Origin of the sequence: Sphingobium sp. WTD-1 (assembly GCF_030128825.1) — a bacterium.
In the GTDB taxonomy this organism is placed as follows: domain Bacteria; phylum Pseudomonadota; class Alphaproteobacteria; order Sphingomonadales; family Sphingomonadaceae; genus Sphingobium.
Window position 1 is genome coordinate 1,492,294 of the sequence record NZ_CP119127.1, and the last position, 25,900, is coordinate 1,518,193.

Annotated in this window: 21 protein-coding genes; 6 read left to right on the plus strand and 15 right to left on the minus strand. The window is 66.1% G+C overall.

Features of this window, described 5'->3' with window-relative positions:
- Positions 1 to 10: 10 nt before the first annotated feature.
- The gene (locus tag N6H05_RS07365; protein ID WP_284113318.1) at positions 11 to 937 is read right to left on the minus strand and encodes a Gfo/Idh/MocA family protein; all 927 of its coding nucleotides are present in this window, start codon (positions 935 to 937) and stop codon (positions 11 to 13) included.
- Between the two features lie 4 nt (positions 938 to 941).
- The gene (gene araD1, locus N6H05_RS07370) at positions 942 to 1,934 is read right to left on the minus strand and encodes an AraD1 family protein (protein WP_284113319.1); all 993 of its coding nucleotides are present in this window, start codon (positions 1,932 to 1,934) and stop codon (positions 942 to 944) included.
- A 231-nt stretch (positions 1,935 to 2,165) separates the two neighbouring features.
- Here araD1 and N6H05_RS07375 point away from each other — a divergent pair, with 231 nt between their 5' ends.
- Positions 2,166 to 2,933: a FadR/GntR family transcriptional regulator gene (locus tag N6H05_RS07375; protein WP_284113320.1), complete on the plus strand. Its 768-nt coding sequence runs from the start codon at positions 2,166 to 2,168 to the stop codon at positions 2,931 to 2,933.
- 215 nt (positions 2,934 to 3,148) lie between these two features.
- Here the strand turns inward: N6H05_RS07375 and N6H05_RS07380 are convergent, their stop codons facing one another.
- Positions 3,149 to 4,453, minus strand: a complete 1,305-nt coding sequence (locus tag N6H05_RS07380; protein WP_284113321.1) for a sugar MFS transporter — start codon at positions 4,451 to 4,453, stop codon at positions 3,149 to 3,151.
- A 125-nt stretch (positions 4,454 to 4,578) separates the two neighbouring features.
- On the opposite strand from N6H05_RS07380, the gene N6H05_RS07385 reads away from it, so the two are divergent.
- Positions 4,579 to 5,727 carry an aldose epimerase family protein gene (locus N6H05_RS07385; RefSeq protein WP_072893765.1) on the plus strand — a complete coding sequence of 383 codons (1,149 nt, stop codon included), beginning with the start codon at positions 4,579 to 4,581 and terminating at the stop codon, positions 5,725 to 5,727.
- A gap of 1 nt (position 5,728) precedes the next feature.
- Complete coding sequence (locus tag N6H05_RS07390) at positions 5,729 to 6,589, plus strand: SMP-30/gluconolactonase/LRE family protein (RefSeq protein ID WP_284113322.1); 861 nt, start codon at positions 5,729 to 5,731, stop codon at positions 6,587 to 6,589.
- 253 nt (positions 6,590 to 6,842) lie between these two features.
- Here the strand turns inward: N6H05_RS07390 and N6H05_RS07395 are convergent, their stop codons facing one another.
- The 5 genes from N6H05_RS07395 to N6H05_RS07415 form a co-directional block, all read right to left on the minus strand.
- Positions 6,843 to 8,243, minus strand: a complete 1,401-nt coding sequence (locus tag N6H05_RS07395; RefSeq protein WP_284113324.1) for a sensor histidine kinase — start codon at positions 8,241 to 8,243, stop codon at positions 6,843 to 6,845.
- Entirely contained in the window at positions 8,236 to 8,922 is a 687-nt protein-coding gene (locus N6H05_RS07400) for a winged helix-turn-helix domain-containing protein (RefSeq protein ID WP_284113325.1), read from the minus strand. Before N6H05_RS07400 ends, N6H05_RS07395 begins: the two co-directional genes overlap by 8 nt.
- Before the next feature lie 12 nt (positions 8,923 to 8,934).
- The gene (locus N6H05_RS07405; protein WP_502958971.1) at positions 8,935 to 9,339 is read right to left on the minus strand and encodes a PDZ domain-containing protein; all 405 of its coding nucleotides are present in this window, start codon (positions 9,337 to 9,339) and stop codon (positions 8,935 to 8,937) included.
- 64 nt (positions 9,340 to 9,403) lie between these two features.
- The gene (locus N6H05_RS07410; protein ID WP_284113327.1) at positions 9,404 to 12,733 is read right to left on the minus strand and encodes a trifunctional glycoside hydrolase family 18/polysaccharide deacetylase/glycosyltransferase family 2 protein; all 3,330 of its coding nucleotides are present in this window, start codon (positions 12,731 to 12,733) and stop codon (positions 9,404 to 9,406) included.
- A gap of 104 nt (positions 12,734 to 12,837) precedes the next feature.
- Complete coding sequence (locus N6H05_RS07415; protein WP_284114189.1) at positions 12,838 to 13,089, minus strand: hypothetical protein; 252 nt, start codon at positions 13,087 to 13,089, stop codon at positions 12,838 to 12,840.
- A 227-nt stretch (positions 13,090 to 13,316) separates the two neighbouring features.
- Here N6H05_RS07415 and N6H05_RS07420 point away from each other — a divergent pair, with 227 nt between their 5' ends.
- A complete protein-coding gene (locus N6H05_RS07420; RefSeq protein ID WP_284113328.1) occupies positions 13,317 to 15,215 on the plus strand; it encodes a potassium transporter Kup in 1,899 nt (632 codons plus the stop codon).
- A 69-nt stretch (positions 15,216 to 15,284) separates the two neighbouring features.
- Here the strand turns inward: N6H05_RS07420 and N6H05_RS07425 are convergent, their stop codons facing one another.
- From N6H05_RS07425 to kdpF, 6 genes are read right to left on the minus strand one after another with little or no spacing between them, the layout of a single operon-like run.
- Complete coding sequence (locus N6H05_RS07425) at positions 15,285 to 15,980, minus strand: response regulator (protein ID WP_004208485.1); 696 nt, start codon at positions 15,978 to 15,980, stop codon at positions 15,285 to 15,287.
- Entirely contained in the window at positions 15,977 to 18,637 is a 2,661-nt protein-coding gene (locus N6H05_RS07430; RefSeq protein WP_284113329.1) for a DUF4118 domain-containing protein, read from the minus strand. The genes N6H05_RS07425 and N6H05_RS07430 overlap by 4 nt, the downstream gene beginning before the upstream one ends.
- Positions 18,634 to 19,224, minus strand: a complete 591-nt coding sequence (kdpC, locus tag N6H05_RS07435; RefSeq protein WP_284113330.1) for a potassium-transporting ATPase subunit KdpC — start codon at positions 19,222 to 19,224, stop codon at positions 18,634 to 18,636. Before kdpC ends, N6H05_RS07430 begins: the two co-directional genes overlap by 4 nt.
- 14 nt (positions 19,225 to 19,238) lie before the next feature.
- Positions 19,239 to 21,275: a potassium-transporting ATPase subunit KdpB gene (kdpB, locus tag N6H05_RS07440; protein ID WP_284113331.1), complete on the minus strand. Its 2,037-nt coding sequence runs from the start codon at positions 21,273 to 21,275 to the stop codon at positions 19,239 to 19,241.
- Positions 21,276 to 21,287: 12 nt separating this feature from the next.
- Positions 21,288 to 22,991 (minus strand): potassium-transporting ATPase subunit KdpA, encoded by a 1,704-nt coding sequence (gene kdpA / locus N6H05_RS07445; RefSeq protein ID WP_284113332.1) that lies wholly within the window; start codon positions 22,989 to 22,991, stop codon positions 21,288 to 21,290.
- A 12-nt stretch (positions 22,992 to 23,003) separates the two neighbouring features.
- On the minus strand, positions 23,004 to 23,093 hold the full coding sequence (gene kdpF / locus N6H05_RS07450; RefSeq protein ID WP_004208480.1) for a K(+)-transporting ATPase subunit F: 90 nt from the start codon (positions 23,091 to 23,093) through the stop codon (positions 23,004 to 23,006).
- A gap of 470 nt (positions 23,094 to 23,563) precedes the next feature.
- On the opposite strand from kdpF, the gene N6H05_RS07455 reads away from it, so the two are divergent.
- Complete coding sequence (locus tag N6H05_RS07455; RefSeq protein WP_004208479.1) at positions 23,564 to 23,731, plus strand: hypothetical protein; 168 nt, start codon at positions 23,564 to 23,566, stop codon at positions 23,729 to 23,731.
- A gap of 124 nt (positions 23,732 to 23,855) precedes the next feature.
- Entirely contained in the window at positions 23,856 to 24,449 is a 594-nt protein-coding gene (locus N6H05_RS07460; RefSeq protein ID WP_284113333.1) for a nitroreductase family protein, read from the plus strand.
- 41 nt (positions 24,450 to 24,490) lie between these two features.
- Here the strand turns inward: N6H05_RS07460 and N6H05_RS07465 are convergent, their stop codons facing one another.
- Positions 24,491 to 25,897, minus strand: a complete 1,407-nt coding sequence (locus N6H05_RS07465) for an efflux transporter outer membrane subunit (RefSeq protein WP_284113334.1) — start codon at positions 25,895 to 25,897, stop codon at positions 24,491 to 24,493.
- Positions 25,898 to 25,900: the final 3 nt, after the last annotated feature.

Here is a 25,900-nt window from a genome sequence, read left to right on the forward strand (position 1 = left end):
CTCTCGAATGTCAGTCGTGAAATGCGTCGGTGGTTTCCCGCTTGCCGCGCAGGAAGGCGTCGGCAACCAGGCGCAGCGGGTCGGTATCGACATCGCTGCGGCCGCCGCGGATCAATGTGGCGAAGCGGCTGTAGAGGCCGGCATATTCGATATCCTCGCCATGTTCGGTGCCGCTGGGCAGCGACAGCACGGCGCCGCCATGGCTGAGCTTCAAGGGGCCGGCATCGGTCTCGACGATGATGTCCCAGCTTTGCGGGCCGGTCTGGCGCCAGTCGAGATCCATGTGGATTTCGGCGCCGGCGGTGTCACGGAACAGCATGTCGGCGGCGATCGGCGCAGCGCGGTTTTCCGGCAGCGTCAGGGTCGCGTCCTTTAGGAAGAAGGGGCGCGGCAGGATATGGGTCGCGATCGACAGGGCGTTGATGCCGGGATCGAAAACGCCCAGGCCGCCGGGCTGCCAGATCCAGGCCTGGCCCGGATGCCAGACGCGGACATCTTCACGCCAGATGATCGACACCTTGTCGATCCGCCGCTCGGCAAGCCACGCGCGGGCCGGGGCGACGCCGGCGGCAAAGCGCGAATGCCAGGCCGCGAACAGGCTGGCCCCGACCTTGTCGGCACGGGCGCTGAGCGCGGCCACTTCGGCCAGGGTCGCGCCGGGCGGCTTTTCCAGGAAGACATGGATGCCCTTGGCCAGGGCCTGCGCCGCCAGGTCGTAACGGACCTGGGGCGGGGTGCAGAGCGCGACCGCATCGACGGCCGGGCCCTGTTCCAGCAATTCGTCCAGACTGGCATGGTGCGGCACGCCGTCCAGCCCGGCATCATGCGGGCTGACCGTCGCGGCAAGACTGAACGCGCTGTTCCCACGGATGGCGGGGACATGCTGGTCGCGTGCAATCTTGCCGATGCCGATGATCGCGATGCGGATCGGGTCCATCGCTTCAGAGTGCCTGTACGGTCACTTCGACAGGTTCGGCGCGCTTGAGCGCATTGCGCACCGGCAGGGTGAAGGGCGCGGCGATGATTTCGAACACGTCGCCTTCCTGCGTCTGCACGCCGTCGCTGAAGGACAGGGTGGCGGTGCCGAAGAAATGGACATGGACGTCGCCGGGGCGGCGGAACAGGTCATATTTGAAATGATGATGTTCCAGATTGGCGAAGCTGTGCGACATATTGCCTTCGCCCGACAGGAACGGCTTTTCCCAGATGGTCCGGCCGTCGCGCAGGATGCGGCTGGTGCCCTCGATATGCTCGGGCGGGGTGCCGACCAGCAGTTCCGGGCCAAGCGAGGCCTGGCGCAGCTTGGAATGGGCGAGCCACAGATAATTGTGGCGCTCGGTCACATGGTCGCTGAACTCGTTGGCGAGCGCGAGGCCGAGGCGATAGGGCATGCCGTCGGGGCCGATGATGTAGATGCCGGCGATTTCCGGTTCCTCGCCGCCGTCCTTGGCAAAGGCGGGCATGGTCAGCGGATCGGTCGGGCCGACGAGCTGCGAGCCGTCGCCCTTGTAGAACCATTCGGGCTGCTGGCCGGTCTGGCCGGCGGCGGGCTTGCCGCCTTCCAGCCCTTCCAGGAACATGCGCATCGAATCGGTCTGCTTTTCGGCAGCGGCTGCTTCGCGGTGCATCTTGTCGCGACCTTCGGCCGAGCCGAGATGGGTGAGGCCGGTGCCGGTCAGCTGGATATGGGCGCCATCCTCATGGTCGATCGGGGCGAGCAGTTCGCCGGCCTCGAAAGCGACGGCGATGTTGACAGCATCCCCCTTGCCCGCAGCGGCGACCGCTTCGGCCAGGCTGATCTTGCGGTCGATGGCATGCAGCGCGAGCGCGCGGATGCTGTCGAAACCGGGAACGAAATGGGCGGTGTCACCTTCGGCCGCGATCACGGACCGGACGCCGTTTTCGGCGCGGTGCTGCAACAGACGCAATGTCATGAAAAACTCTCCTCCCGCGCGCCGCTCCGTGGCGCTGGTATTGGCTAGACAATCCCGCTTTGCGCCAAGCTGACGCGCTGCCTGGAAAGGTCGGGCAATCAGCCGAATGGCGGCCGCCTTTTCCCTTTCCATCCCTCAATTACTCCGACATATTACAGGAAGATGGTAATGGCAATGATTGTCTTTTAAGAAGAGCCATGCCTGATGAGGGGCGGGCCGAGAGGAGCATGAATGGAACAGGGGAAGCCGCCTGAAAATGGGGCAGGGGCGGACAATGGCGGAGGGGTGGCCAAGCCGACGCGCGGTCCCGGTCGCCGGCTGCATGGCGCGATTGCGCACAAGCTGGGCATGGCCATCTTGTCCGGCCAATATCAGCCCGGCGACACGCTGTCGGGCGAAGTCGCCTTTGCCGAGGAACTGGAAGTATCGCGCAGCGCCTATCGCGAGGCGATCCAGGTGCTGACCGCCAAGGGGTTGGTGGAAAGCCGGCCCAAGGCGGGCACCCGCGTGCTGCCGCGCAATCGCTGGAACCTGCTGGACCCCGAAGTGCTGGCCTGGGCCTTCGCCGGCGAACCCGACATCCAGTTCGTGCGCGACCTGTTTGAGCTGCGCGCCATCGTCGAGCCGGCAGCGGCGCGGCTGGCGGCGATGCGGCGCGACAAGGAGGATCTGCGCATCATGAAGGATGCGCTGACCGCGATGCGCCGCCATACGCTGGCGACCGAAGCGGGGCGCGCGGCCGACCGCGATTTCCACAATGCGATCCTGAACGCGACGCGCAATGATGCCTTGCTGACGCTGACTGCCAGCATTGGCGCGGCGGTCAACTGGACCACCCAGTTCAAGCAGCGCGCCCGCGCCCTGCCGCGCAATCCGATTCCCGACCATGTCCGCGTCTATGACGCGATCGCGGCCGGCGATCCGGTCGCGGCGGCCGAGGCGATGGGCGTGCTGGTCGACCTGGCGCTGGAGGATACGGCGAGCACGATGGGGCGCTGAGGGGGGTGTCGAAAAATGCGCGGAAGAGCGCATTCTTAAGAACCGCACCGGCCCGCACCCCCACCCAGCCGCCCAGACACGGTATCCTGATGGGAGGCCGGGTGGGGGTGTGGGCTGGTGCGGCAGCGCCGTAGGCGCCTAGCAAAACAAGTCAAAGAAAAAGGCCGGGGTGGCGATCCACCCCGGCCTTTTCTGTTTGGGTTCAAGCCTGACGCTTAGTGCAGTTCCGGCTCCGGCAGCGCCTGCGTCGTCTTCGATCCCCACAGGGCGTAGAAGAGGACATAGAGTTCGCAGGCGGCGGTCAGCAGGAAGCTGGTCTGCAGGCCATAATGGTCGGCCATCCAGCCCTGCACCACGACCAGTGCGCCACCGGCGATCGCCATCACCAGCAGGCCCGAGCCTTCTTCGGTCAGCGGGCCAAGGCCCTTGATGCCCAGGGTGAAGATGGTCGGGAACATGATCGAGTGGAACAGGCCGACCAGGATCAGCGACCACATGGCGACCGGGCCGGTGGTGAAGACGGTGACCATCATCACGATGAAGGCGCCGATCGAGAAGGCAGCGAGGACATGGCCCGCATCGAACTTCTGCATGATCGCCGAGCCGGCGAAGCGGCCGACCATCATGCCGCCCCACAGCAGCGACAGATAATTGGAAGCCTGAGCATGAGACAGGTTGGCGATGGTGGGCTGGCTGACGAAATTGACGAACAGGTTGGCGACGCCGATTTCCGCGATCAGATAGATGAAGATCGCCGGGATGCCGAACACCAGATTGCGATGCTTCCACAGTGAATGCTTCTTGCGCTCTTCCTTGGCCAGACGCGATGTCGCGCCACCCATGGCGGGCAGGGGGAAGCGGGCAATGATTATCGCCAGTACCGCCAGAATGACGGCGACGATCGCATAGGGCAGGACCACCGATTGGGCGTCTGCCAGGCGTTCGGCCTGGGTCAGGACGACTTCGCCCTGCGCGGTACCGCCCTTCGACCGACCGAGGATCAGATAGCCGCCGAACAATGGAGCGAGCCAAGTCCCCATAGAGTTCATCGCCTGAACGAGGTTGAGGCGCGAGGAGGCGGTTTCGGGCTTGCCGACGACCGCGACATAGGGGTTGGCGGCGACCTGCAGCAGGGTGATGCCGCTGGCGATCACGAACAGCATGACCAGCGTCACGCCATAGGAGGGGATGGAGGCTGCGACCGTCATGCCCAGCGAACCCGCGGCCATGATCAGCAGGCCGATCACCATCGACTTCTGATAGCCGACCCGTTCGATCAGCTTGGCCGAGGGAATCGACGCGACGAAATAGGCGATGAACCAGACCGATTCGATCAAGGTCGTCTGGGTGTAGCTCAGCTCGAACACACTGCGCAGATGCGGCAGCAGCGTGTTGTTGATGACGGTGATGAAGCCCCACATGAAGAAGAGGCTGGCCAGCAGCGCGAGCGCGGGCCCATAACGCGTGCCGGGGTTATGCGTTGCGACCGGCGCAGCGCCTGAGGAAATCGGTCCTGCCATTCATCCTTCTCCAGTGCAGTTCCACTAGCTGACGAGACCGATCTAGGGTTGCGTCCGCTTATTTTGTCGGAGTATATCCCCCGTAACCGCCCGTCAATGGGCGTAGGTTTCACGAGAGGAAGTCCATGCGAAAGGTCGTCGATTTGAAAACAGCGCTGTCATACGCACTGGCCCTATCGCTCGCAAGCGGCACGGCGATGGCGGCGGATGCCAGCCGCGCTCCGGCCGGCAAGCTGGCCGACGGCACCGCGATCGAGACGATCACGCTGAGCAACAGCCAGGGCGTGTCGGCCAAGATCCTGAGCTATGGCGCGACGCTCCAGTCGCTGTCCGGCCCGGACAAGGACGGCAAGAACGCCGACGTGCTGCTGGGCTATGACGATCTGGCCGGCTATGTCGACCATCCCAACTTCTTCGGCGTGACCGTGGGCCGCTATGCCAACCGCATCGCCGGCGGCAAGTTCAGCCTCGACGGCAAGGCCTATCAGTTGCCGCTCAACGACAAGGTCAATTCGCTGCATGGCGGCGGCAAGGGCTTCGACAAGCAGGTGTGGAAGGTTGTGTCGGTCAAGAGTGGCCCGGTCGCGACGCTGGTGCTGTCGCTGGTCAGCCCCGATGGCGATTCGGGCTATCCCGGCAAGCTGGACGTCACCGTCACCTATACGCTGGACGAGAGCGGCAATCTGGGCATCGCGTTCGACGCGAAGACCGACAAGCCGACCATCGTCAACATGACCAACCATGCGATCTTCGACCTGGGCGGCGAAGGCTCGACCGACGGCGCGCTCGGCCATGTGCTGACGATCCCGGCCAAGGCCTATACCCCGGTCGATGCCAATCTGATCCCGACCGGCGAACTGAAGCCGGTGGACGGCGGCGTGTTCGACTTCCGCAATGGTCGCCGCGTCGCGGACGGCATCCGCGATGGCCATGATGCGCAGATCATTGCGGGCCGCGGCTATGACCATAATTTCGCGCTCGACAAGGGACTGACCAAGACGCCGGGCCTGGCCGCGCGTCTGGAAGATCCGGCATCGGGCCGCGTGCTCGAAGTGCTGACCACGGAGCCGGGCGTCCAATTCTATACCGGCAATTTCCTGGACGGCACCTTCATCGGCAAGAACCAGCATGTGTATCGCATGGGCGACGGCATCGCGCTGGAACCGCAGAAATTCCCCGACTCGCCCAACCAGCCGAGCTTCGTTTCGGCACGGGTCGATCCGGGCAAGCCCTATCATCACCAGATGGTCTATCGCCTGTCGGTGAAGCGCTGACATGACCGCCTGGCGCAAGATCGAACGCGGCGAGATCCGCGACACGCTGGGGGAGGGGACGCTCTGGTCCGCCCGTGAAAATGCGGTCTATTGGGTCGATATCCTGGCCCCGGCGCTCAACCGGCTGTCGCTCGACGATGGCCAGGTGTCGCGCTGGGCCATGCCCGAACCGCTCGGCTGGGTGGCCGAGCGGGCGCAGGGCGGCTTCATCGGCGGTTTCCAGAGTGGCTTTGCCAACTTCACGCTGGACCCGCTGGCGATCACGCCGATCCATGATCCCGAACCGCATCTACCCGGCAATCGCATGAACGATGGCAAGGCGGACAAGGATGGCCGCATCTGGTGCGGCACGATGGACATGGCCGAAGGGCAGGATGTCGGCGCGCTCTATCGCCTCGATCCCGACGGTTCGGTCACGGTCATGGATGATGGCTATCGCGTGCCCAATGGCCCGGCCTTCTCGGCCTGTGGCGACTATCTCTATCACAGCGATACCGGCCGCCGGATCATGTATCGCTTCCGCCGCGGCGCGGACGGAGCGATTCACGATCGCCAGCCCTTCATCACCTTCACCCAAGCCGATGGCCATCCCGATGGCATGACGGTGGATGCCGAAGGCTATTTGTGGGTGGCGCATTGGGGCGGTTCGCGGATCAGCCGCTTCTCGCCCGAGGGCAAGCTGGACCGGGCGATCGAACTGCCAGCGAAGCAAGTGACCAACATCACCTTCGCTGGTCCCGATCTCGATCGCATGTTCGTCAGCTCGGCCGCGATCGGCCTGCCCGAATCCGACTATGACGGCGCCTTTTTCGAGGTGGAATGTGGCGTGAAGGGCCTGCCGACCAATCTTTACGGCGGCTGATACAAGCCACCGACAGAAAATAAGCCGCCGGCCTGCAAGGGCTTGGCGGCTTTTTTCATGTCCTGAGACCAGCCGTGGCAAATCGCTGTTGCAACCCCTGCGGCTACGCGCTAATGCGCAGGACAACGTTGTCACTCCCCTCTCCAAAAGGGTGGCAATGCTTCATCCCGGTCGATGGCCGGCGACTGCACGCGCTACGTTGTCGGCCGGGATGTGCCTTTTCCCTTAAAATCGCTGGAAAATCGGGCGCCGCTCAGGCGGGGCGGCGCAGGCGCAATGTCGCGCGCAGGCCAGGGGCGGCATCGCCCAGCTGCAGCGCGCCATGATGGAGCCGTGCCACGGCCTCGACCAGCGACAGGCCCAGTCCCGATCCGGGCTTGGTGCGCGACGGGTCGAGTCGGCCGAAGCGTTTCATCGCCGCCTCATGCTGGTCGGCGGGAATGCCCGGCCCATTGTCGCTGACGCCGATGGTGAGCGCGTCGCCCTCCATCGCGGCTTCAAGCGCGATACGATCGCCGCCCTCGGCATATTTCAGCGCATTCTCGATCAGATTGGCGATCGCCTGGCTCACCAGTTCGCGGTGGAGCGGGAAGGCGAGGCCGGCGGGGGCCGCGACATGGAGGGTGAAGCCGCTATCCTCGATCAGCGGGCCGTAGACTTCGGCCAGATCCTCCAGCAGTTCGGCGATCGCCGTGTCGCGCATCCGGTCGCTGCCAAAGCCTGCCTCTGTGCGGCTGATGAGCAGGGCGGTCGAGAGCATCCCCTGCAGCGTCTGCGCCTCGCGATGGACCTTTTCCAGCGCATCGAGCGCCTGGTCGTCGCGGGTCTGGGTGCTCGCCAGCTCCACCACCGAGAGCAGGCGGGTAACGGGCGATTTGAGGTCATGGGCCAAGCCGTCGGTCATCATCCGCAACTGGCTGACCAGCGCGTCGATCCGCTCCAGCATGGCGTTGATCGACAGGCCCAGCCGATCGAAGGCGTCGCCGCTGCCGTCGGTGGCGACCCGGCGATGGAAGGCGCCGACCGCGACCGCATTGGCGGTGTCGGCGATCGCGGAGATCTGGCGCGTCAGCACCCGGCCGAGCAGGATGGCGATGATGAGGGTGAGCAGCAGGCTCATCAGGAAGGCGATGGTCAGCGCCTCCTCATAGATGCGGGTCAGTTGCAGGCTGTGGGACGTGACGATGCCGGCGAGCAGGCGGCCGCCATCGGGCAGGCGGGACGTGCTGACGCCGATCGGCTCGGGCTGTTCGCCGCCGATGCGATACAGCTCGATCGTGCGCCAGGGGGTATTGTCGGTTATAGTCGTCGGCCAGGCACCCAGATTGCCCGCGACGATCCGGCCCTGCGCATCGGTCAGCAACAGCACGATGCGCTCGCTGCGCACCGTGGGCAGGCGCCGTTCGATATCCTGCCGGAGGCCGGCCGCGCCGCGCTCCCGCGCCACCCGCAACAATTCGTCGCGCAGGTCATGGACGGCATCGCGGTCGGCGGCGACGACGGTGCGCTGGCTCGCCTGCTGCACGAACAGCAGCACGCCGCCGGTCACCAGGAACTGGCAGAGGAAGGCGAGCCCGACGAAGCGGCCGATGGTCGACCGGGCAAAGCCGCGCCAACCGGTCGCAACTCCAGCCCGCGCCTCAACCTCAGCCATCGAGGCCCAGGCGATAGCCCATGCCGCGCACGGTGTGCAGCAGCGGTCGGTCCGATACATCGTCCAGCTTGCGGCGCAGGCGGCTGATATGCACGTCGATCACATTGGTGCCGGGGTCGAAATGATAGTCCCACACGCCTTCCAGCAACATGGTGCGGGTGACGACCTGGTCGGGGTGGCGCAGGAAGAATTCGAGCAGGCGAAATTCGCGCGGTTGCAGGTCGATCGCCTTGCCGGCGCGCTTCACCCGGCGGGCGAGCAGGTCCATGTCGAGATCGTCATAGCGCAGGCTGGTGACCACTGCGGCATTGCCGCCGGCCTTGCGCAACAGCAACTGGACGCGCGCCAGCAGTTCGGCAAAGGCGAAGGGCTTGGTCAGATAATCGTCGGAGCCGCTGGTGAGGCCCTCGACCCGATCCTCGGGCGTGCCGAGCGCGGACAGGAAGATGACCGGCGTTTCGATACTGGCGGCACGCAGCGCCTTCAATACCGCCATGCCGTCCATCGTCGGCATCATCCGGTCGAGGATGATCGCGCCATAGCTGCCGTCGCTGGCGAGGAACAGGCCGTCGCGGCCATTGTCGGCCTGATCGACGGTAAAGCCCGCCTCGGTCATGCCCTTGACGATATAGGCGGCGGTGGCGGCATCATCCTCCACCACCAGGATCTTGTGGCTCATGCGCGCGGCCCCCTAATCTGGCGAACGGTCGAGCGCCACCATGCGGACGGCATCCTGATGCCGCAAGCCCAATATGAGATGGGCGTTGCCATGCTGGCTGAGATAGGCATGGGCCTGGTCCAGCGAGGCGATCGGCGTGCCGTCGATGCCGATAAGGTCATCGCCAACCGCAATACCCGCGCGCGCTGCCGGGCCACTCGATTCCATGCTGGTGACGACAATGCCCGTGCCGACCGGCTCGGCATTTTCCAGCGTCAGCCCCGGCAGCAATTGGGCACTCGCGCCCGACACGCTGCCATGATCCTCCGCATCGCGGCGCACATGCAGGAAGAAGGCGCCGCTCATCAACGCCGCACACAGCGCCAGGCCGATCAGCAGGCGGCTGGTTGCGGTCTTGTCTATGCGCGGGGCCTCCATGTTCCTGGCCATGTCCTGAGCTGTCTTTGCGGGTAGAATGGGCGAGGCGGGGTTGCGTGTCATGTTACACTTTGTTCATGCCTGGGGCCGCCGCAGCCGGCGCGACCGAGACGCGACCCGACCGCTCCAGCTTGCCCCATCCCACAACCCAGCCGCCAATGGCCGATGCGATCGCGCGCACCACTACCCAATACATGATCTGGCGATAGACGAAGCGCTGGGCGACCAGCAGATGGGCGGGGTAGCGCACCTTGTTGCCGTCGAGCCGATAGGCCATTGCGCCACAGGCGATGTCGATGCCGGTGAACACCAGCCAGTAGAGCGCCATGGTCGCGACGTCGCCGCTGGTCTGGGCCCAGCCATGCTGCTGCACGCGTAGGATCGTGCCGGCGATCGACAGCAGCAGCGCCAGGTCGATCAGCGGCGAGATGGCGGCGAAGGCGATCTGGAACAGCCAGGCCTGCGGCATGCCCACTAGGGCAAGGCCTGTCGGCTTGCGGCTGCGCAGGATGGCGGCATGCTTCCACAGGCATTGCAGCGTTCCGAAGGCCCAGCGATAGCGCTGCTTCGACAGCGCCTTGAAGCTTTCGGGCGCCTCGGTCCAGGCAATCGCCTCGGGATCGAAGGTGACGCGCCAGCCGGCGCGCTGGATCGCGATGGTCAGATCCTGATCCTCGGCCAGCGTGTCTTCGGGATAGCCGCCCACGGCATCCAGCGCCGTCCGGCGCCAGGCACCCACCGCGCCCGGCACCACCGTCATGGCGTCGAAGCCGGCGAGCGCGCGCCGCTCCAGATTCTGCGCGGTGATATATTCCAGCGCCTGCCAGCGGGTGACGAGATTGACCCGGTTGCCGACACGGGCGTCGCCGGCCACCGCGCCGATCGCCGGATCGGCGAACCAGCGCGCCAGCCGCGCGATCGTCAGCGGTTCGAACTGGGTGTCGGCGTCGAGTGCGATCAATATCTCGCCGGTGGCATCCTTGAGAGCGCGGTTGAGCGCCGCCGCCTTGCCGCCATTCTGCAAGGTCAGCAGAGTGACGCGCGGATCGTCGGCAAAGGCGCGGGCGACGATGGCGCTGGTCTCGTCCTTCGACCCGTCGTCGGCGACGATCAGTTGCAAGGCGGGATAGTCGCTGGCCAGCACGCGGCGCACCGATGCCTCGATCACCCGCGCCTCATTATAGGCGGGAATGATGACCGAAACGGTCGGCTGATAGACGGGCGGCGCTGGGCGGTCTCGGCGGGTCTGAAACCAGGCGAGGAAGGTCATCAGCAGCGCGCGGGCGATGCCGAGCGAGATGGCGACATAGAAGATCCAGCCGAGCAGGGCGGAGATGACGGCGAGGGTGATGAACATGCCGACATCGACGCGCACAGCGGTCAGGTCGCCGGCACGGACCGGCGGCATCGCCGCTTCGCGCGACAGACCGGCAAGGCGCGACACCGGCACGAAGCGATAGCCTTCCTTCTGCAGGGTGGTGATGATCTGCGGCAGGGCCGCGACCGTCTGCGACCGTTCGCCGCCGCCATCGTGCAACAGGATGATATTCCCGGACCGCTCGGCATCGGCGGCATGGACCTGGTCGATCACCTGGCGGACGATCGTATCGGTGCCCGGCCGCTGCCAGTCATTGGGATCGACGTGCAGGCCGACGACGGTATAGCCCGCCTTCTGCGCCGCCAGCGCCGGCCCCAGTTCGTCCGCCGTGGTCGGTTCGGCATCGCCGAAATAGGGTGCGCGGAACAGCTTCACGCTGCGCCCGGTATAGGCCTGGACCAGCCGCTGGGTGGCGTTGAGTTCCAGGCGGGTGCTCTCGTCCGACCAGGTGGCGAGATTGGGATGGCTGTAGCTATGGTTGCCGATCTCGTCGCCGTCGGCGACGATCCGCTGCAACAGGCCGGGATGTTCTAGCGCATTCTCACCGATGACGAAGAAGGTGCCGGGGACATGATGCTGTTCCAGCACCGACAGGATTTTCGGCGTCCAGGTCGCGTCCGGGCCATCATCGAAGGTCAGCGCCAGCATCTTGGGCTGGGCGCCGCCGGTCCGCCGCACCTGATAGGGGGTGGGCAGGACATGATAGGTTTCGCGCAGGATCGTGCCCTGCGGGCCGAAGGCGATCGAGCGGCTGCCGTCGGTCGGCGTGGCGGTGATGCGCAATATCTCGCCCGATCCCTCGACATCGGTGTCGAGCTTGCTCGCGACCTGGCGCAGGTCGGGCCGGCTGCCGTTGCGGAAGGCGGTGAGATCGGACCAGATGCCCGGATCCTCGCTGCCCAGCCGCCACAGCGCCACGCCCTGGATGCCGAGGCGACGGAGCGCCTGCAGCTCGTTCCAGCTGGCGGCGGCATCGAGCATCCAGACCTGATGGCGATGGCCGTCATCATCATAGGCGAAGCCGGCATTGCCGCTGGCGGGATCGAAGCTGACCGGGGCGTCGCTGTCATGGGCGGCGAGCCAGGCCTCGTCGAGCGACAGGGCGTCGGCGCCGCCATCATGCCAGTCATAGGCATAGCTGCCGAGCGCGACGATGATGCGATCGCGGCCGATGCGCCGGCTGGCATCCTCGACCGCGCGGGCGAACCAGTCCTGCGCGGCGATCGGGCCGGGGGTGCCGCCCTGCCAGTGTTGGTCATAGGCCATGAAGATGACATGGTCGGCGACCTGGCCAAGGCGGGCGAGCGGCCACTCCTCGCCGGCGGGGGCGGTCACCGCCAGCTTGGCGCGGGCGGGCAGGGCGCTGCGCAGCTGAAGCAGGAAATGGAGATAGGCGGGCAGCGCGCCGGACGGCAGCGATTCAAAGTCCATCACCAGCCCGGCATCATGATGCGCCGCGACCGAGGCGGCGAGCCGCTGGGCCAACTGGCGGCTGGCGGCCGGATTGGCGAGCAGACGGGCGGTGCCGGCGCCGTTCCAGCCATGGGCGTCGAGATTCTGGACCATCGGCAGCAGCTTGGGCGGCCGGCCCATGCTGGCGATCATCTGGTCTAGGCGCGGGTCGGAATGGAATTGGGGCGCGGGATCGCTGCCCGGCACGGTCACCAGCGCGGGCACGACCCAGTCGAGCTGGCCGACATGACGGCGCAGCGAGGCGATGCTGCTTTCGTCATCGGGAACGTAGAATCCGACATTGAGCGGGCGGGCCTGCGCGACATGGCCGGGCCAGCGCGGCAGCCATTTGGACAGGTCATGGCGCAGCCGCGACATGCCGGTCAGATGCGCGGCGCGCGGCTGCGGCAAAGGCAGCGCCAGGTCGCCTTCCGACGGGACGGCGATCAGCGTCGTCGCAAAGGCGATGGTGGCGGCGATGATGGCGCACAGCAGGGCGGCGAGAGCGCGACGCGCCCAGATGCCGCGCCGGCCGGTGGGATCGAAGAAAATGGGTCTGGTCATGGCCTGTGGTCCGCGCGTCGCTACTCCTCTGCGACGATGACGCGGCAATAGGCCGGCCCGGCTTCCCGCCGGATGATCCCATCATGAAATCTTGGTCATGAACCTCATCGCGCGGTCCAGCGATCGGCCAGACGTACAGGCTTCCACAGGTCGGGGCCCATCAACAGCAGCGCCATCCCGCCGCTGGCACATAGAAAGGCCAGCGCGGCGAGCGACAACTGGCCGATGGTGACCGCTGGATGGCCATGGGCGAGCGCAGCCAAGGCGCGCCCTTCGGGCCAGAGCGTCGCCAGCAAGGCGAGGCCGAGCAGGCGCAGGCCGATCTTCCAGGTCCAGCGGGGACGCCAATTATGCATCACGTACCGCCTCCGTTGCGGCGGCTTCGCAATTAAGCGGACGGGCATAGGGATGCGAGACAGGGAACCGGCAGATTGCGTAGGGATTTCATAGCATTTGAAGTGGCTGCAGGTCGTCCGGGCCGGAATCATATGCGAATCCTATGCCGGGGAGGGCAGACCCCTATGGTTTTCAAATGGCCTTTCATGGCATGGCGGCCCGATAGAAAGACGAAGGGCACGCATAGATGACTGAACAGGGGGATCCGGCCTCAGGCCAGGATCGCACGCCGCACGGCCGACCGGCTGCGCTTGCGCTCGGTGCGCTGGGCGTGGTGTTCGGCGACATCGGCACCTCGCCGCTCTATGCGCTCAAGGAAAGTTTCGTCGGCCATCACCCGCTGGCGGTCGATCCGCTGCATATCTATGGCGTCCTCTCGCTGATCTTCTGGACGATGACGCTGATCGTCACGGCCAAATATGTGTTCATCGTCATGCGCGCCGACAATGACGGCGAGGGCGGCAGCATGGCGCTGCTGGCGCTGATCGGCCGGCGGCTGGGCGAGACGCGCTGGACCCCAGCCATCGCGACGCTGGGCGTGATTGCAACAGCACTCTTCTATGGTGACGCGATCATCACGCCGGCCATTTCGGTGCTCTCGGCGGTCGAGGGTCTTACCATCGTGCAGGCGAGCCTGGCGGATATGGTGCTGCCGATCGCGATCGTCATCCTGATCGCGCTGTTCCTGATCCAGCGCTTTGGCACGGCGATGGTCGGCATGGCCTTTGGCCCGATCATGGCGATCTATTTCATCACGCTCGCCGCGCTCGGCATCGCCAATATCGTCCAGCACCCGGAAATCATCAGCATCGTCAATCCGCTCTGGGCGATCCGCTTCTTCGCGATCGACCCCAGGCTCGCCTTCCTGGCGCTCGGCTCGGTCGTGCTGGCGGTGACCGGGGCGGAGGCGCTCTATGCCGATATGGGCCATTTCGGGCGCAAGGCAATCAGCATCGCTTGGCTCTATGCCGCCTTCCCCTGCCTGATGCTCAACTATCTGGGGCAGGGGGCGTTGCTGCTCGACAATCCGGCGGCGGCACAGAATCCCTTCTTCCTGATGGCGCCGGACTGGGCACGGCTGCCGCTGGTGATCCTGGCCACCATGGCGACGATCATCGCCAGCCAGGCGGTGATCTCCGGGGCCTTTTCCGTCACGCAGCAGGCGGTGCAGCTGGGTTTCCTGCCGCGCCTGCGCATCCTGCACACCAGCGCGTCGGCGGCGGGGCAAATCTATGTGCCGCTGATCAACTGGCTGCTGCTGATCTTCGTCATCCTGCTGGTGCTGGGCTTTGGCAACAGCAGCAACTTGGCAGCCGCCTATGGCATCGCGGTGACCGGCACGATGGTCATCACCGCCTGCATGCTGGGCGTGCTGACCTTCAGCGTATGGCGCTGGCCGCTGCCGGCGGCGGCGGGCGTCACTGGCCTGTTCCTGATCATCGACGGCGCCTATTTCGCGTCGAACGTGACCAAGATACCCGATGGCGGATGGTTCCCGCTACTGGTCGCGGCGGTGGTCTTCACGGTGCTGACCACCTGGGCGACCGGGCGGCGGATCATGCGCCATTATCTGCGCGAAGGGGCAATGGAGCTGGACCTGTTCGTGCGATCGACGCTGGCTTCGCTCAAGCGCGTGCCGGGGACGGCGATCTTCCTGTCCTCCACCACTGATGGCGTGCCGCCGGCGCTGCTGCATAATGTGAAGCATAACAAGGTGCTGCACGAACGGGTCATCATCCTGACCGTGCGCACCCAGGGCGTGCCGCATCTGCCGCTGCAGGGGCGCACGACGGTGGAGGACCATGGATCGGGCTTCTACCGGCTGATCCTGCGCCATGGCTTCATGGAGGATGTCGATATTCCGGCAGCGATGAAGTCGGTCCATGACTGCGGCGGACCGATCAGCGTCAAGGACACGAGCTATTTCCTCAGCCGCCAGACGCTGATTCCGTCGGAACGGCCGGGCATGGCGATGTGGCGCGAAAAGCTGTTCGCCTGGATGATCCGCAATGCCGAAAGCCCGATGGCCTTCTTCAACCTGCCGACCAACCGCGTCGTCGAGCTGGGGTCGCAGATCGAGATCTAGAGCCTGATCGTCTGAGGCGAAAGCGCTCCGCGCTTTCACCGATGGCGTGAATCAGGCTCTATTTTGATGTCAGTCCGCACCCTGTTTCAGGCGGTAGCCGATCCCCAGTTCATTGCTGATGATCTGGGGGCGCTGCGGGTCGGCCTCCAGCTTCTGGCGCAGGCCGCGCACCAGCACGCGCAGATATTCGACATGATGGGCATGTTCGTTGGGCCAGACATGGTCCATGATCTGCTTGTGGGTGATGACCCGGCCGGGGAAGCGCGCCAGCTGCTCCAGCACGCCATATTCCTTGGGCGTCAGATGCACTTCGACCCCGCCCTTCGTGACGATATGGGCGACCAGGTCGATCGTCAGGTCGCCCGCCGTCACCTTGGTCGATCCGCCGTCGCGCGTCATCCGGTTGCGCAGCGCCACCCGCACGCGGGCAAGCAGTTCGTCGGTGTCGAACGGCTTGGTCAGATAATCGTCGGCGCCCAGGTCCAGCGCGGCGACCTTCTCATCGGTGGCGTCGCGCGCCGACACGATGATCAGCGTCGTGTCGCTTTCCTTCTTGATGATCGGCACCAGTTCCAGCCCGTCGCGGTCGGGCAGGCCCAGGTCCAGCAGGGTGATGTCGGGCCGCTCGCTGCGCAGCTTGTCCAGTGCCTCGCGCGCGGTCTGCGCCTCGATCGTGGCATAGTCGGCGCGGGCGAGGGCGGCCTGGATCAGCCGGCGGATCTGCGGTTCGTCGTCGACGATCAGCAGGCTGTGGCGCGGCTTCATGCGATGTCCTTTTCCATGATGTCGGTGAGGATGAGGGATTGGGGAATGTGCAGGGTGAAACAGGCGCCGGCAGGTTCCGACACTGTGCGGGCCGATACGGTAAGGCCCATTGCTTCCGCAAAGGCCTTGACGATGGCCAGGCCCAGGCCGGTGCCGGTCTTTGACCGGTCGGAGCCTTCCAACCGGGTGAAGGTGTCGAACACGCGCGCTTCCATGCCGGCCGGAATGCCCGGCCCCTGGTCGATCACCGACAGGCTGATGGCATCGGGTTCGCGCAGGCTGCGCACGGTGACGGGCGTGCCGGGATCGCCATAGCGGCCGGCATTGTCGAGCAGGTTGATGAGGATGTGGTGCAGCAGCACCGGATCGACCCGGACCAGCGGGATGTCGGGCGGGATCTGCACGTCGAGCTGGCGATCGGCCAGCGCGCTGCGGCTGTCATGGGCGGCGCTGGCGACCGCATCGAACAGGTCGGTCGCCTCCGCCCGCATCGGCAATGCGCCGGCCTCCACCCGCGCCATGTCGAGCAGATTGGCGACGAAGCGGGACAGGCGCTGGGCCTCGCCATCCAGCGTATCGATGAGCTCGGATGAGGGGTGGGTGCGCAGTTCGCGCGTGGCTGAAATGATGGTGGTGAGTGGCGTGCGCAGATCATGGCTGACCGAGGAGAGCAGGGCGGAGCGCAGCCGGTCGCGCTCGCGAATCTGGCCGGCTTCGAGCATCGCCTCCTCCAGCGCCATGCGGTCGAGCGCAATCGCGGCCTGGTCGATCAGGCTCATCAGCAGCGGGAACTGATCGGATCGGACCGGTTCGCCGGCATCCTCGCGGGCCAGGCCGATCACGGCCAGCACCGCATCCTTGGCCGTTACCGGCAGGAACAGCCAATCCGACGCGGTGAGGGTGGAGGAGCCGCGCCCGGCCGGTTCGCCATGCTCCATCGCCCAACGGGCGGCGGCGCGCTCGATCTCGTCCAGCCGGTCCTCGGGCGGATAGGCGGCGCGCAATTGCGGCCCTTCATCCGACGGGATCATCAGCACGGTGCGCACGTCGAACAGCCGGGCGATCTCGGCGCAGATGGCGTGGCGGATTTCCTCCAGGCTGGGGGAGGCGGTGAGCTGGCGCGAGAAGCCGGCGAGCGTCGCATTCTGCCGCGCGCTGGATTGGGCCAGCACCGATTGGGCATGCATCCGCGCGGCAAACTGGCTGGTCACCACCGCCACGCCCAGGAAGACGAGGATGGAGATGACATTTTCCGGATTGCTCACGGTCAGCGTGCCGGTCGGCGGCAGGAAGAAGAAATTATAGGCGAGGCTGGAGGCCAGGCCGGTGGCAAGGCCGGTGCGCAGGCCGTGACTGGCCGCCGCGAACATCACCGGCACCAGATAGAGCAGGGCGATATTGCCGAGGTCGATCGCCTCCAGCATCAGCCGGCCGAGCAGGGTCATGCCGATCACCGCCAGCATCGACCAGACATAGCCGATCGGATCGCCCCAATGGCCGCCACGGGTGACCTTGGTCCGCGGCGCGCTGTCCTCGCCGGGCATGACATGGACGGCGACCGGACCGATGTCGCGCACCAGCCGGTCGACCACCGACCCATGGCGCAGCTCGAACCACCAGCTCCGCGCCGACTTGCCGATCACGATCTGGGTCGCGCGCGCATCGGCGGCGAAACTGCGTAGCCCTTCCGCGACGCTGGGGGCGGGAATGGACGCGGTTTCGGCGCCCAGGCGCGAGGCGAGGGCAAGTGTATCGGCCAGCCGCTGCCGGTCCTCGTCCGACAGCTGCGGTCCACGCGGGGTTTCGATATGGATGGCGGTCCAGGGCGCGCGCAGCGCATCGGCCAGCCGCTTGGCGGAACGGACCAGGCCGGCGGCGCTGGGCTGTTCGCTCACCGCCACGATCACCCGCTCGCCGGCGGCGAAGCTGCCCGCCAGCGCATGGGCGCGGACATAGTCGAGCATCTGGGCATCGACCGCCTGGGCGGCGCGGCGCAGCGCCAGTTCGCGCAGAGCGGTCAGGTTCGACTTGGAAAAGAAATGGTTGAGGGCGCGGCTGGCTTCCTGCGGGATATAGACCTTGCCGTCCTTCAGCCGCTCGATCAGCTCGTCGGGCGGAATGTCCACCACTTCGATCTCGGCATGTTCCAGGATCGAATCGGGCACCGTCTCACGCACGCGGACGCGGGTGAAGGAGGCGACGACGTCGTTGAGGCTTTCGACATGCTGGATGTTGATCGTCGAATAGACATCGATGCCGGCGGCCAGCAATTCCTCGACATCCTGATAGCGTTTGGGGTGGCGGCTGCCCGGCGCATTGCTGTGCGCCAGCTCGTCGACCAGCACCAGCTGGGGATGGCGCGCCAGGATCGCGTCGATATCCATCTCGCCCAGGCTGTGGCCCTGATGATCGACGGTGCGGCGGGGGATGATCTCATGGCCATGGACCAGCGCTTCGGTCTCGCGCCGGCCATGGGTTTCCACCACGCCGACGACGACATCGACGCCTGCCTCGCGTCGCTGCCGTCCTTCGGTCAGCATCTCCCAGGTCTTGCCCACCCCCGGCGCGGCGCCGAGAAATACCTTCAGGCGGCCACGGCCTTCCTGCGCGGCGGCACGCAGGAAGGCTTGCGGATCAGGGCGATGCGGTTCGTTCACTGGGTCCGTTTAGCGCCAATCGCATCCAGCCGTCGATTCAACTCGAACAGATTGACGCGGGGTTCGCCGATGAAGCCCAGCAGGGGCTGCTCGACGCTCTGTTCTACCAGGCTGCGGACGCGCGCCGCATCGATCCCGCGCGCGGCGGCGACGCGATCGACCTGATAAAAAGCTGCCTCGGGGCTGATATGGGGGTCGAGCCCCGAGGCAGAGGTGGTCACCAGATCGGACGGAACAAAACGACCAGGTGTAGCAGCTTGAAGAGTCTCGACGTCGGTCTTGACGCGGTCGGCCAGCGCGTGGCTGGTCGGACCAAGATTGGAGCCGGAGGAGGCAAGGCCGTCATAGCCCTTGCCCGCCGCCGACGGACGGCTGTGGAAATAGACGTCCGAGGTGAAGGCCTGACCGATGACGGTGGAGCCGACGACCTTGCCCTGATCCTCGACCAGGCTGCCATTGGCCTGGGACGGGAAGATCGCCTGGCCGATGCCGGTCAGCGCCAGCGGATAGGCAAGGCCGAGCAGCAAGGCGAAGAGCAACGTCATGGTCAGGGCCGGACGCAGGGCGGATTTGAAATCGGTAAACATGGATTTGTCCTTCCTCAGGCGAGGCCGAGGCCGTTGACGGCAAGGTCGATCAGCTTGATCCCGGCGAACGGCGCGATCAGGCCACCAAGGCCATAGATGGCGAGGTTGCGGGCCAGCAGCGGACCGGCGCCGATCGGACGATAGGTCACGCCCCTGAGCGCCAGGGGCACCAGACAGGGAATGATCAGCGCGTTGAAGATGATCGCCGATAGGATCGCGCTTTCCGGCGTGGCCAGCCCCATGACGTTGAGGATGCCAAGGCCCGGATAGAGCGCGACGAACATGGCCGGGATGATCGCGAAATATTTGGCCACGTCATTGGCGACCGAGAAGGTCGTGAGCGCGCCGCGCGTCATCAGCAACTGCTTGCCCAGACCCACCACCTCGATCAGCTTGGTCGGATCGCTGTCCAGGTCGACCATGTTGCCGGCTTCGCGGGCAGCCTGGGTGCCGGTGTTCATGGCGACGCCGACATCGGCCTGCGCCAGGGCAGGGGCGTCGTTGGTGCCGTCGCCGCACATCGCGACCAGGCGGCCGCCTTGCTGTTCCTTGCGGATCAGGGCCAGCTTGTCCTCCGGCGTTGCCTGCGCCAGGAAGTCGTCGACCCCGGCCTCGGCCGCGATGCTGGCCGCGGTCAGCGGGTTGTCGCCGGTGATCATCACCGTGCGAATGCCCATCTGGCGCAGTTCGCCGAACCGCTCCCGAATGCCGGCCTTGACGATGTCCTTCAGGAAGATCGCGCCCAGCAGCTTGCCGTCCTTGGCCACCGCCAGCGGGGTGCCGCCGGCACGGGCGATCTCGTCGGTGATACGGCGCAGTTCGTTTGCGACCGGGGTCGAACCCAGGCCCGGATTGGCCTTCAGCACCGAATCCACCGCCCCCTTCTGGATCGTCGATCCATCGATGGTGACCCCGGAAATCCGGGTCTGGGCGGTGAAGGGAATGATCTCCGCATGGGCAGGCAGGGGCTCTACCGACTGGTTGAAGCCTTCGCGGGCCAGCAGCACGATCGAACGGCCCTCGGGCGTCTCGTCGGCCAGGCTGGCGAGCAGCGCGGCTTGTGCGAGCTGGGCCGGGGTGGCGCCGCCCACGGCACGGAATTCGGTCGCCTGACGATCACCCACGGTGATGGTGCCGGTCTTGTCCAGCAGCAGCACGTCGATGTCGCCCGCTGCCTCGACCGCGCGGCCCGACTTGGCGAGCACGTTGAAGCGCACCAGACGGTCCATGCCGGCAATGCCGATCGCCGACAGCAGGGCGGCGATGGTGGTCGGGATCAGGGTGATCAGCAGGGCCGCCAGGATCGCCACCGGAATGGCGCCGCCGGCATAGCTGGCGAAGCTGGGGATGGTGCCGACCGCGATCAGGAAGATGATGGTCAGGCCCACCAGCAACAGGGTGAGGGCGATCTCGTTCGGCGTCTTCTGCCGCTCGGCGCCCTCGACCAGCGCGATCATGCGATCGAGAAAGCCCTGGCCGGGATTGACGGTGACGCGGACGCGGATCTCGTCGGAAATGACGCGGGTGCCTGCCGTCACGGCCGAACGGTCGCCGCCTGCCTCGCGGATCACCGGCGCGGATTCGCCTGTGATGGCCGCTTCGTTGACGGAGGCGACGCCGGAGACGACCTCGCCATCGGACGGGATCAGGTCGCCGGTCTGGACCAGCACCACGTCGCCCAGCTTCAGCGCACTGGCGGCGACGGTCTCATAGCTTTCGCCATGGCCCTTCAGCCGCTTGGCGGTGAGGTCCGCCTTGGTGGCGCGCAGCGAGGCGGCCTGCGCCTTGCCACGCCCTTCGGCCAGCGCCTCGGCAAAGGTGCCGAAGAGGACCGTGAGCCAGAGCCAGATCACCAGCTGCAGCTTGAAGCCGACGGCCAGGCTGTCCTGCCCGACGATGAGCAGGACGGTCAGCAGGACCGCGACGATCGCGGTGGTGAACATCACCGGGTTGCGGATCAGTTCGCTGGGGTTGAGCTTGCGGAAGGCGTCTCGACAAGCCGGGACGATCAGGTCCGCCGTGAAGAGCGATTTTTGTTCGGATCGGGCCATGTGCATGGATCCTTAGAAAAGCTGGCCACGGATCATCGCGAGATGATCGGCGATGGGGCCAAGGGCGAGGCTGGGCAGGAAGGTCAGGCCGCCCACGATCAGCACGATGCCGACCAGCAGACCGGTCCACAGCGCCCCGGTGGTGGGGAAGCTGCCGGCGGTTTCGGGCGTATATTTCTTCGCGGCCAGGCTGCCCGCGATGGCCAGCATGGGGATGATGATGAAGAAGCGGCCGATCCACATCGCGACGCCCAGCATGCCGTTATAGAAGGGGGTGTTGGCCGACAGGCCGGCAAAGGCCGAGCCATTGTTGCCGACGGCGCTGGTGAACGCGTAGAGGATCTCGCTGAAGCCATGCGGTCCCTTGTTGAGCGGACCGGCCAGGCCCGCGTCGGTGACGCTGGCGATGGCGGTGAAGCCCAGGATGATCAAAGGCAGCACGGCAATGGCGAGCACGGCCAGCTTGACTTCGCGGCTCTCGATCTTCTTGCCGACATATTCCGGCGTGCGGCCGACCATCAGGCCCGCGACGAACACGGCCAGGATGGCGAACAGCAGGAAGCCATAGATGCCTGCGCCGACGCCGCCGATCACGACTTCGCCCAGCTGGATGTTGAACAGCGGGATCATGCCGCCCAGTGCGGTGAAGCTGTCATGCATGGCGTTGACCGCGCCGCAGCTCGCCGCCGTGGTGACGACCGAGAAGAGGGCAGAGGCGGCGATGCCGAAGCGGACTTCCTTGCCCTCCATATTGCCGCCGGCGACGCCCAGATTGTGGAGCACCGGATTGCCGGCCGCTTCCTGCCAATAGGTGACGGTGACGCCGGCGAGGAAGATCAGCAGCATGGCGGCGAGGATGGCCCAGCCCTGGCGCGGGTTGCCAACGGCCTTGCCGAAGGTCCAGGTCAGGCCAAAGCCGATCACGAAGATCGACAGCATCTCCACCAGATTGGTGAGCGCGGTCGGATTCTCGAAGGGATGGGCGCTGTTGGCGTTGAAGAAGCCGCCACCATTGGTGCCCAGCATCTTGATCGCTTCCTGGCTGGCGACGGGGCCAAGCGCCAGGGTCTGTTTCACGCCTTCCAGCGTGGTCACGTCGACCGACTGGCTGAGCGTCTGCGGCACGCCGCTCGCGATCAGGAACAGGGCATAGACGATGCAGATCGGCAGCAGCAGATAGAGGGTCACGCGGGTGACGTCCGCCCAGAAATTGCCGATCGTCGCCGCGCTGCGCCGGGCAAAACCACGGAACAGGGCGAAGGCGAGGGCAATGCCGGTGGCGGCCGACAGGAAATTGTGGATGGTGAGGCCCAGCATTTGAGCCAGGTTCGTCAGGGTCGACTCGCCCGAATAGCTTTGCCAATTGGTGTTGGTGGTGAAGCTGATCGCCGTGTTGAAGGCGAGGTCGCTGCTGGTGCCGGCAAAGCCCTGCGGGTTGAGCGGCAGCAGCCCCTGAAGGCGCAGCACCGCATAGGTGAAGAGCAGCAGCGCCACGTTGAAGAGCAGCATGTGAACCGCGTAGCGGCGCCAACTCTGTTCGGCGTTCGGATCGATCCCTGACAAGCGGTAGAAGCTCCGTTCGATCGGGCCGAACACGGTATGAAGCGGCGTGCGGCGGCCCTCATAAAGGGTAAACAGCCACAGGCCCATCGGCTTGGTCAGCGCCAGCAATATGCCGACAAAGGCTGCGATCAGCAGCCATCCCTGGAAGGTCATGTGCGGCCCCCCTTAAAAGCGTTCGGGCCGTGCGAGCACGGCGACGAGATAGACGAGAAGCCCGGCGGCGGTGATCGCCGCGAGCCAGAGGTCGATGGTCATGGCATCCCTCCTTCAGGCGTCGCCGCACAGCCGGACATAGCCGAGGCTAGCCGCTGTCAGCGCCAGGATGATGCCGATCCACAAGAGATCCTGCATGGGGGGTAACTCCCGCATCACGCCCGCCGCGGGAGGCGGACAGGGTCGTTAGCGAGCGCCCGATTAGGCCCCTCTTCCGTTTGAATGCGAGACGCGGGCCGGGGCGGCCGCATAGTATTTGCGTATGATTTTCCGAAGGGGCTGGAGCCTTTCGACACGGCACCGGCCCGCCCGCCCCCCACCCGATCGCCCATCAGGGCATCATGTCTGGGCGGTCGGTTGGGGGGCGGGCCGGTGCGGATGCGCCGGAGGCGCATTTCCAAACGGACTCCAAGACGGATAGCTTTTCTACCGCGATGGCCAGCATTGCTTGGGGGACGATTCTCTATACCATCGGTAGATAAGCCGCCCGAGTCGGCAGAGAGGACGCACATATGGCCTATCAGGATCAGGACGGACCGTTGACGCGCCTGCGCGATCGGCTGGCGCAAGCCCTTTTCAGGGAGCCTGCCGTCGTGCTGTTCGAGCGCGATGCCGACGACCGTGGCGCACCGGTGTCGCGTGCCGATCGCGAACGCCAGCCACAGGATGCCTGCGCCTGATCGGAGGAAACCCTGTGTTTCCAGGGCGAAAGCCAAACACCTCTTCGCAGCGGCGGAACATCCGCTAGATAGATTTCCAACAGCATGGCGCGCCGATCGCGTCATCGCCTTGAAGGAGATCCAGATGGCCACCAGCCCGCGCGAAGTTACCCGTCCCGTCGATCCGCTGATCCTGGAGCGCTGGTCGCCCCGCGCCTTTGACGGCTCCGCTATTCCCCAGGCCGATATCGACACGCTGTTCGACGCGGCGCGCTGGGCGCCTTCGGCCTTCAACTACCAGCCCTGGCGCTTCCTCTATGCCCATCGCGACAGTGCCGACTGGGCGCGCTTCCTCGACCTGCTCTTCCCGTTCAACCAGGGCTGGGTGCAGCATGCCGGCGCGCTGGTCTTCGTTTTGTCCGACACGCTGATGGCGGCGCCGGGATCGGAAGATTACAAGCCTTCGCACAGCCACAGCTTCGATGCGGGCGCCGCCTGGGCGACGCTGGCGCTGCAGGCGACGCGGCTTGGCTATCATACCCATGCGATGACCGGCGTCGATTTCGACAAGGCGCGCGCCGAACTGGCGGTGCCGGAGCGGTTCCGGATCGAGGCGGCGATCGCGATCGGGCGTCAGGGCGACAAGGCCAGCCTGCCCGAAGCACTACAGGCGCGCGAGGCGCCGAGCGGCCGGCATGAGATCGAGACATTCGCCCATCAGGGGAATTTCATCGTCTGACAAAAAAAAGGGCGGCGTTTTGAAACGCCGCCCTTTCTGTATCAGGTCGTGGTCCAGCCGCCGCCCAAAGCGCGGAACAGATCCACCTGGGCAAAGGCGACGGCGCGGTTGGCGGTCGCCAGGTCCGCGTCGGCCGAAGCCTGGGTGCGCAGCGCATCCAGCACGGTCAGGAAGTCGATCTGCCCCTCGCGCTGGCGCGCCAGGCTGATCCGGGCCGCGCGCGCCGCCTCGTCGCGTGCCGATTGCAGCGTCGCCCGCCGCTCCAGCGCATTGGCATAGCTGGACAGCGCCGTCTCGGTTTCCTCCAGCGCCTGCAACACCGTGCCGTCAAAGGCGGCAAGCGATGCGTCGCCATCCGCCTTGGCCGCCGCGATCTTCGCGCGATTGGCTTCCTGATTGGGGAAGGCCCAGCTGATCAGCGGCCCGAGCAGGAAGTTGAGCGGCCCGGCGCCGAACAGATTGCCGCCGCCAACCGCCGTGGTGCCGATCGATCCGCCCAGGGTGATGCGCGGATAGAGATCCGCCGTCGCGACACCGACACGGGCGGTGTCGGCCGCCAGCCGCCGTTCGGCCGCGCGCACGTCCGGCCGCCGGGCGAGCAACGCCTGACCGTCGCCGACCGGGATCGGCTGTGTCACATTCGGTGTCACGGTCGCGTTCTGGACGGATGCGGGCAGCTCCTGCGGCGTGCGCCCGGTCAGCGTCGCCAGCCGGAACAGCGCGGAATTGCGGTCGGCGACCAGATTGGGGATCAGCGCCTGCTGCTGTTCGCGCAGTGTCGTCACGCGGATCACGTCCAGCCGGTCGGACCGGCCAGCATCGAAGCGGGCGCCGGTGATGCGGATCGACTTGTCGAGCAGGTCGACCGTTTCCTTCGCGACGGCAAGCCGCTGGGCGGATGCGGTGGCGTCGACATAGGCGCGCACCGTATCGGCGACAACCGCGACGCGGACGGCATCGGCATCGGCCTGGGCCGCGCCGACATCGCCACGCGCGGCCTCTATGCTGCGCTTCACCCGGCCGAACAGGTCGACCTCATAGGCGACGTCCAGCCCCATATCGACGGTCCAGTTTTCCCGGTCCATGCCGGGCAGGGTCTGGGCCTGCGACACCCGGCCATAGGTCGGGGAGCCGCTGATATTGGTGCTGGGCAACCGGTCGGAGCGGGCACCACGCAGATGGGCACGGGCACGTTCCAGCCGGGCGACGGCGACGCGGATGTCGGTATTGGCCTTCAGCGCATCGCCGACCAGCCCGTCGAGCAGCGGGTCATTATAGAGCCGCCACCAATGATCGTCGGCGGCGCTCTGGGCGACCGCCGGGTTCGCGGCCCCGATGAAGGGGGCGGCGGCTGTCGTCGGGGTGGCGGGGGCCTTGTAATCCGGCCCGGCGGCGCAGGCCGTCAGCGCACTGGCGCCGAGCAACAGGGCAATCAGGTTCCTTGTCATGGC